This window comes from Thiocapsa sp. UBA6158, from assembly GCF_002423035.1.
GTDB lineage: Bacteria > Pseudomonadota > Gammaproteobacteria > Chromatiales > Chromatiaceae > Thiocapsa.
Window position 1 is genome coordinate 40,895 of sequence record NZ_DIUM01000028.1, and the last position, 8,058, is coordinate 48,952.

At 66.4% G+C, this 8,058-nt stretch carries 5 protein-coding genes; all 5 read left to right on the forward strand.

Annotated elements, in window-relative coordinates:
* Positions 1-158 precede the first annotated feature (158 nt).
* On the forward strand, positions 159-1,511 hold the full coding sequence (locus tag B4N44_RS04320; RefSeq protein WP_296697265.1) for an efflux RND transporter periplasmic adaptor subunit: 1,353 nt from the start codon (positions 159-161) through the stop codon (positions 1,509-1,511).
* A 51-nt stretch (positions 1,512-1,562) separates the two neighbouring features.
* Entirely contained in the window at positions 1,563-4,853 is a 3,291-nt protein-coding gene (locus tag B4N44_RS04325) for an efflux RND transporter permease subunit (RefSeq protein ID WP_296697267.1), read from the forward strand.
* A 251-nt stretch (positions 4,854-5,104) separates the two neighbouring features.
* Positions 5,105-5,740, forward strand: coding sequence for a transcriptional repressor LexA (gene lexA, locus B4N44_RS04330; RefSeq protein WP_296697269.1), 636 nt, complete (start codon positions 5,105-5,107; stop codon positions 5,738-5,740).
* Between the two features lie 145 nt (positions 5,741-5,885).
* Positions 5,886-6,494 (forward strand): recombinase A, encoded by a 609-nt coding sequence (locus B4N44_RS04335; protein WP_296697272.1) that lies wholly within the window; start codon positions 5,886-5,888, stop codon positions 6,492-6,494.
* Positions 6,472-7,956, forward strand: coding sequence for a DNA polymerase Y family protein (locus B4N44_RS04340; protein ID WP_296697273.1), 1,485 nt, complete (start codon positions 6,472-6,474; stop codon positions 7,954-7,956). Before B4N44_RS04335 ends, B4N44_RS04340 begins: the two co-directional genes overlap by 23 nt.
* Positions 7,957-8,058: the final 102 nt, after the last annotated feature.

Genomic DNA, 8,058 nt, shown 5'->3' on the forward strand with positions numbered 1-8,058 from the left:
TTCCCCGAAGGGCGCATTCGTCCGCCCCGACCTCGCCTCGCCTGACCTACGACCGACCCGGAGCCGCCCCCTACGTCGATCGCATCCTCTTGGGGCCTTCGTTCGTTCCATCCCCGTTCCGGGCGGCATCTGTCATTCAGACGTCGGAGGCGACGCGCATGTTGAGTTTCGAACAAACACAAGGGCCAGGTCGTATGCGGCAGCCCTGGATCCGGTTGAGCGCCGTGCTGATCATCGCCGGTCTTTTGGTCGGGTGCGGTGCGGCCGAGCCACCGGCCCCGGCCGCCGGCGAAACCGACGGCGAACGCCTCGCCGGTGCCCCCGGCGAGTCGGCCATGGAGCACGCGCTCAAGCATCTGGACCCCAAGTACGTGTGCCCGATGCATCCGCAGATCGTGCGCGACGAGCCCGGGACCTGCCCGATCTGCGGCATGGATCTGGTGAAGAAGCTGATGGATCCGGTGGTCGGCAAGTACCCGGAGGTCACGCTGCGTCCCGCGGTGATGCAGCACCTGGGCGTGCGCATCGGAACGGTGGAGCGCGGGACACTCTGGAAATACATCCGCACGGTCGGTCGGGTGGAGTTCGACGAGACGCGTCTGGCGCACATCCATCCGCGTGCCGAGGGTTGGATCGAGGACCTGAAGCTGCGCGCCGAGGGCGAGCGGGTCACCAAGGGTCAGGACCTGGCCGAGATCTACGCGCCGGCGATGCTTTCGGCACAGGTGGATTTCCTCCAGGCCCTGGAGCCGCAGCCGCGTGGCGTGTCTCAGGTCAGAGCCGATAAGGCCCGCAATCTGCTGCGTGTGCTGGACATCCCGGAGGATGTGATCCGGGACATCCAGCAGCAACGCGAGCCACGCAACAGGTTGCCGATCCGTGCCCCGATCGACGGCATCGTCACCGGGTTGATGGCGCGCCAAGGGATGTATGTCACGCCCGAAACCGAGATGTTCACCATCGCCGATCTCAGTCGGGTCTGGGTCATCGTCGATGTCTTCGAGGCCCAGATCGACTGGCTTGCCCCCGGCTTGCCCGCGGAGATTCGGGTTCCGGCACGCCCGGGAAAGGTCTGGAAGGGGCGGGTCGACTATCTCTACCCCGAGCTCGATCCGAAAACACGGACGCTGCGCGTGCGGTTGGTCTTCGACAATTCCGATCGGGCGCTCAAGCCCAACATGTTCGCCGACGTGATCATCTTCGGCGGACCCAAGCACGACGTCCTCAAGATTCCGGCCGAGGCCATGATCGTCACCGGTGAGCGCGCGACCGTGGTCAAGGTGGTGGAGGAGGGGCGTTTTCAGCCGGTCGACGTCGTCGCCGGAATGGAGCGTGCCGGCGAGGCGGAGATCCTTTCGGGACTCGAGGAGGGCGATCGAATCGTCCTCTCGGGGCAGTTCCTCATCGATTCCGAATCCAGCCTACAGGCCAGCTTCATGCGTTTCCCCGCCGTAGACGCCTCGGGGGCCGAGACCTCCGAGACGCCGGGAGATGCCCATGCGCACGACTAGCCTGCGTCTGCGTTCCGATCGCCGTCCGAGGGCCGCCGCGAGGATGTCGCAATGAAACAGGTCATCCTCTGGTCGCTGCGCAATCGTCTCCTGGTGCTGCTCTCGGCGGTGCTCCTGACGGCATGGGGCATCGCGGCCCTGAAACAGACCCCGTTGGACGCCATCCCGGACCTCTCGGATGTGCAGGTGATCGTGCGCACGACCTTCGCGGGGCAATCGCCTCAGGTGGTCGAGGAGCAGGTCACCTATCCCATCACGACGACCATGCTCGCCGTGCCCGGGGCTCGCACGGTGCGCGGTTACAGCTTCTTCGGGGATAGCTTCGTCTATATCCTCTTCGAGGACGGTACCGACCTCTATTGGGCGCGCTCGCGTGTCCTGGAATATCTCAATCAGGCGGCGGCCTTGCTGCCGGAGGGTGTGCAGCCGAGGCTCGGACCGGACGCGACCGGCGTGGGCTGGGTCTTCAGCTACGCGCTGGTGGATCGCAGCGGTCGCCACGACCTCTCTCAACTGCGCAGCCTGCAGGACTGGTTCCTCAAGTTCGAGCTGCAGAGCGTGCCTGGCGTGGCCGAGGTCGCGACCGTCGGCGGCATGGTGCGCGAGTATCAGATCGTGGTGGATCCGGAGAAGCTGCGTGCCTTCGGGATTCCGCTCTCGCGTGTCTCCGATGCCGTGCGCGATGCCAATCAGGAGGCCGGCGGCTCGGTGATCGAGCGCGGCGAGGCGGAGTACATGATCCGCACCCGCGGCTATCTCACGGGTGTGGAGGACATCGAGACCATTCCGGTCGAGGTGACCGAGGCGGGAACCCCGGTGCTGCTGCGCGACCTGGCGCGGGTGCAGATCGGGCCCGAGATGCGCCGGGCGGTTGCGGATCTGGACGGTGAGGGCGAGATCACCGGCGGCATCATCGTGATGCGTTACGGCGAGAATGCGCTCGCCACCATCGCCGCGGTCAAGTCGAAGCTCGACGACCTTCGGGCCGGGCTGCCCGAGGGCGTGGAGATCCTCGTGACCTACGATCGTTCCGAGCTGATCCTCGCCGCGGTGGACAACCTCAGGATCAAGTTGATCGAGGAGCTCATCGTCGTCGCCCTGGTGTGTCTGGTCTTTCTGTTCCACCTGCGCTCGGCCTTCGTGGCGATCGTCTCGCTGCCCTTGGGCATTCTCATCGCCTTCATCATCATGAATGCGCAAGGCATCAACGCCAACATCATGTCGCTCGGCGGTATCGCCATCGCGATCGGGACCATGGTGGATGCGGCCATCGTCATGATCGAAAACGCACACAAGCACCTGGAGCGGGCCGGGCCGAATCTGACCCGGGAGCGGCATTGGCAGGTGATCGGCGAGGCCGCGATCGAGGTGGGTCCGGCGCTCTTCTTCTCGCTCCTGATCGTGACCGTGAGCTTTCTGCCGGTCTTCGCGCTCGAGTCTCAGGAAGGCCGTCTCTTCTCGCCGCTGGCCTTCACCAAGACCTATGCCATGGCCGCCGCCGCGGGGCTTGCCGTGACCTTGGTCCCGGTGCTCATGGGGTATCTGATCCGCGGACACATCCCGCGCGAGGATGCCAATCCGCTGAACCGGGTTTTGATCCGGGTCTACCGGCCGTTGCTGAACGGCGTGCTGCGCCGTCCTTCTCTCGTCGTCGGCCTGTCTGTTCTGATCCTTTTCAGCACACTGATCCCGCTGGCCGGCGTGGGCGGTCTGCTGGCGCCGTTGAAATGGCCGTTTCAGGCGGTCGGTCTCGTCGCCGAGAAGGGACCTCACCGGGACGCCGAGGCCCGCATCGAGGTCTGGCAAGAAGACCTTGCGAGTGCCTGGCAAGCGACCTTCCGCGGCGTGCCGGTCCTGGGAAACTGGCATCTGGGGCTCGGATCGGAGTTCATGCCCGAGCTCGACGAGGGCGATCTGATGTACATGCCGACGACCCTGCCGGGGATCTCGATCGGCAAGGCGGGCGAGTTGCTGCGGCAGACCGATCGTCTGATCGCGAGTCTTCCGGAGGTCGAGCGGGTCTTCGGGAAGGTCGGGCGAGCCGAGACCGCGACCGATCCGGCCCCGTTGACCATGATCGAGACCCTGATCCAGTTCAAGCCGCGCGAGGAGTGGCGCGCGGGGATGACCCTGGATGGACTGATCGCCGAGCTGGATGCGCTGGTCGACATCCCCGGCCTCGCCAATGCCTGGGTGATGCCCATCAAGACACGGATCGACATGTTGGCCACCGGTATCAAGACCCCGCTCGGGGTGAAGATCTCGGGTCCTGATCTGGCCGAGATCGAGCGCATCGGCGGCGAGGTCGAGCGGGCCTTGATGCAGATCGAGGGGACCGCCTCGGCCTATTCGGAGCGCGCCGCCCAAGGACGCTACATCGAGATCCGACCGGATCGGGTAGCGGCCGCGCGCGTCGGTCTGAACATCGGCGACATCAATCGGATCGTCGCGGCCGGTTTGGGCGGCGTCACCGTGACCCGGACGGTGGAGGGGCTGGAGCGCTATCCGGTGAGCGTGCGTTTCCCGCGCGAGCAGCGCGACGATCTGCAGAAGCTGCGCGAGCTGCCCATCGTCACCCCGACCGGTGCTCAGATTCCGCTCGGGCAGATCGCCGAGGTGGTGGTCGTGGACGGGGCGGACATGCTGCGCAGCGAGAATGCGCGTCTCAACGGCTGGGTCTTCGTGGATATCCGCGGGCGCGATCTCGGGCGCTATATCGCCGATGCACAAGCAACGGTGCGTGATCGGGTCGCGCTGCCGCCCGGTTACTCGATCGCCTGGTCCGGGCAGTACGAGTACATGCTGCGCGCCCAAGCCAAGCTCATGCAGGTGGTGCCGGTCGCCCTGGCGCTCATCTTCCTGCTGCTGTATCTCACCTTCCGCTCGACCGCCGAGGCCCTGTTGGTGATGCTCTCGCTGCCCTTTGCGCTGGTCGGCGGCTTCTGGCTCATCTATCTGCTGGGCTACAACCTGTCGGTGGCGGTTGCCGTCGGGTTCATCGCGCTGGCCGGGGTCGCCGCCGAGTTCGGCGTCATCATGCTGGTGTATCTCGACAATGCGGTGAAACAGCGGCGCGAAGAGGGTCGGCTCCGGGACGAGGCCGACCTGCTCGGCGCGATCATCGAAGGCGCGGTCATGCGGATTCGACCCAAGGCGATGACCGTCGCCACCATCTTTGCCGGTCTGCTGCCGATCATCCTGGGCGCCGGCGTGGGCTCGGAGGTGATGCGACGCATCGCGGCACCCATGGTCGGCGGCATGATCACGGCACCCTTGCTGAGTCTCTTCGTCATCCCGGCCCTCTTTTTCATCCGACACCGACGGGCGTTTCGCTCCACATAAACCGCGTCCAGAGCGAGATGCTCACTTTCGGGGAAGCTCGACGTTTGATGCATCCATGACCCTTAGCGGGGGCGCGGTTTAAGATTTTTATATTTTTTAATAGTTTAAACCGCGCCGACTCCAGCGGTCGTCAAGTCTGCCGAGGCCGATCCCATCCAAAAACATCGCTAACCGCGCTGGGCGCGGTTTAACATACAAATGTATGCTATAAAGCGTTCACGGGATTCCCCGGATGATCGAGGGTCGAGGTGATGGGGCGAACACCGACCGGACAGACGCGCGAGCAGGTGTTCAAGCTCATGCGCGAGCGGCTCCTGGCCGGCCAACCGCCGACCGTGCGGGAGGTCCAGGCGGCGTTCGGTTTTCGCTCCGTGCAGACCGCGCGCGCGCATCTCGAGGCCTTGGTGTCCGAGGGGCGCTTGGATAAGCAGTCGGGTCGGGCGCGCGGCTATCGGCTTGCCGACTCGGCGGTGCTTGTGTCCGGTGAAGACCGGATCGCGCCGCCGCGGTTGGTTCCCTTGCTCGGTCATGTCGCGGCCGGCGCCTTCGGCTTGGCGGTCGAGGATCTCGAAGGCTATCTCCCGGTGCAGTCCGACCGCGTCGGCGCGAACGAGGAGCTGTTCGGCCTGCGTGTGCGCGGCGAGAGCATGCGCGACGCCGGCATCCTGCCCGGCGACATCGTCATCGTGTGGCGTCTGCCCAGTGTCGAGGACGGCGCGATCGTTGTCGCCTTGGTGGACGAGGAGGCGACGATCAAGCGTTTAAGGCGGCGCGGCGAGCGGATCGAGCTGCATCCTGCAAACCCCGATTACACGGTGATGACGCCGGACCCGGACACGCTTCAGGTGCTGGGGCGGGTGATCGAGGTGCGGCGTTATCTCGATTGAGGGGGAGCGGCCGCCGGCCTCCAGCTATTAGCCGTCAGCCAACAGCTTCCAGCCAACAGCTTCCAGCCAACAGCTTCCAGCTAACAGTAAACAAGCATCCGCCTTCGGCCAGTTAAGAGTCATGTCACACGATCGGAGCATCTCGATGAAGGCGGCTTTTTCTGATCTTCAAAGAGGGCTCGAGCCGAGCCGGGTGCCTGTTTCTTGGGGACTTGCGACCTTTCGCGGACGCTTCGCCGAGATCTCGGGCGGGGCGGCGACGGCGGCGCTGACGCTGACCATGGGCCTGGTGGCCGAGGCTCAGCAGTGCGACGAGCCGACGGTCTGGGTGACGGGGCGCGACAGCAGCTTTTATCCGCCGGATGTCGCGGCGGTCGGGATCGATCTGAGTGCCCTTGTGGTCGTCTGGGCGCAGGCTGCGCTCGAGGCCGCGCGGGCGGCCGACCTGCTGTTGCGCTCCGGTGCCTTCGGTCTCGTCGTGCTGGATCTGGGCGCCGACGATGACCTGCCGCTGGCCGCGCAGACACGCCTTGCCGCGCTCGCGAAGAAGCACGAGACGGCACTCCTGTGCCTGACGCGCAAGGGGCGGGAGGGCCCGTCACTGGGGTCGCCGATCTCGTTGCGCGCCGAGGCGACGCGCACCGGACGTGCGCCGCCGCTGTTCCGCTGCGAGACGCTCATCCTCAAGGATAAGCGCCGTGGACCGGGTCGGACCTACGCGGAGTTCTGTTATGGACCGGATGGCCTGTCTTGATCTGCCGGCCTTCGCGCTTCAGCTCCTGCTGCGGCAGCACCCCGAGTGGCGGGGGCATCCGGTCGCCGTCGTCGACAGCGATCAGCCGCGGGGCATCGTCTTGTGGGTCAATGCCTCCGCGCGTGCCGCACGCATCCTCTCGGGCATGTCCTTTGCCGCAGCCCTGTCGCTGAGCGGGGATCTGCGCGCCGCCCCGGTACCCAAGACGCAGATCGATCGGGCCGTCGTCGCCGTTTCCCGCCGGCTGCGCGAGCACAGCCCGCACGTCGAGCCGTCCGCGGACGAGCCCGGTGTCTTCTGGCTCGATGCGTCCGGGCTCGAGCCGCTCTACGGGTCGCTCGACGTCTGGGCCGCGGGCATCGAGACGGCTCTCTCGACGATCGGCTTGAGCGCCGTCGTGGTCGTCGGCTTTCGCCGCTTCGCGACCTATGCGCTCGCCAAGTCCGGACAAGGCGTGCGCGTCCTGCGCGAGGCGGCGCAGGAGCAGGGCGCCTTGCAGGATGTGCCTCTGGAGCGCTTGGCGATCGCGCCCGGGACGCGGGATGCACTCGCCAAGCTCGGCGTGCACGACCTCGGGGCCTTTCTCCGGCTGCCGCCCGAGGGCATCCGTCGGCGCTACGGGAAGGCCGCCTTCGACCTTCACCGGATGGCCTCGGGCGAGCTGAATCTCCCGCTGCAGCCCGAACGTCCCCTCGAGCCGGTGACGGCACGCCTCATCCTCGATCGGCCCGAGACCGATGTCGATCGTTTGATGTGCCTGATCGAGACGCGGCTGGCGCCGCTTCTGGATGAGATCGCCGGACGCGGTCAGGTCCTCGAAGAGCTGCGGCTGCTGTTTCGTTTCGAGCGTCTGGGCGAGCACAAGGAGCGCATCCGCCCGGCCGCACCGACCCTGGATGTCCGACAGATCCTGGAGCTGATCCGTCTGCGCCTGTCGGCGGCGCGCCTGCCGGACGGTGTGGAGGAGCTGCATCTGCTGACCCGTGCCGTCGGCCCCGAGCAGCGCCAGCTCGAGCTGCTCGCCGCCCGGCCGCGCCGCGACCTCGAGGCGGCCAATCGTGCACTGGCGCGCGTGCGGGCCGCATTCGGCGAGCAGTCGGTGGTGCGGGCACGGCTGAGCTCGGGTCATCTGCCCGAGAACAGCTTCGCGTGGGAGCCCTTGTCTCGACTGGAGCCCGCGCGTCCGCGCACGCGTCTGCAGCGGCGTCTGGTGCGCCGTCTCTACAGACGTCCGATCCCCTTGCCGCCGCGCCCGCGTCACGAGCCGGATGGCTGGATGCTGCACGGCTTGGAGCAGGGGCCCGTGGTGCGGGTCTGGGGCCCGTATGTGGTCGCAGGCGGCTGGTGGGTGCGTGCGTTGCACCGGGAGTATCACTTCGCGGAGACCCGTAAAGGCGAACTCTTGTGGGTCTTCTACGATCGGGTGCGGCGCGGCTGGTTTGTGCATGGGCGGGTGGAATGATCCTGGCAGGACGCACTCCGGGGGCCGTTCAACTGCCGGATCTAAACCGCGCCCGGTGCGGTATGCGTAATTTATTGGAAGGTGATTAGCGTCGTTCCTCAG

What these genes read in the sequence shown, in the direction of transcription:
- B4N44_RS04320 (WP_296697265.1), top strand. Translation starts at nt 159, where the DNA reads ATGTTGAGTTTCGAACAAACACAAGGGCCAGGTCGTATGCGGCAGCCC.
- B4N44_RS04325 (WP_296697267.1), top strand. Translation starts at nt 1,563, where the DNA reads ATGAAACAGGTCATCCTCTGGTCGCTGCGCAATCGTCTCCTGGTGCTG.
- lexA (WP_296697269.1), top strand. Translation starts at nt 5,105, where the DNA reads ATGGGGCGAACACCGACCGGACAGACGCGCGAGCAGGTGTTCAAGCTC.
- B4N44_RS04335 (WP_296697272.1), top strand. Translation starts at nt 5,886, where the DNA reads ATGAAGGCGGCTTTTTCTGATCTTCAAAGAGGGCTCGAGCCGAGCCGG.
- B4N44_RS04340 (WP_296697273.1), top strand. Translation starts at nt 6,472, where the DNA reads ATGGACCGGATGGCCTGTCTTGATCTGCCGGCCTTCGCGCTTCAGCTC.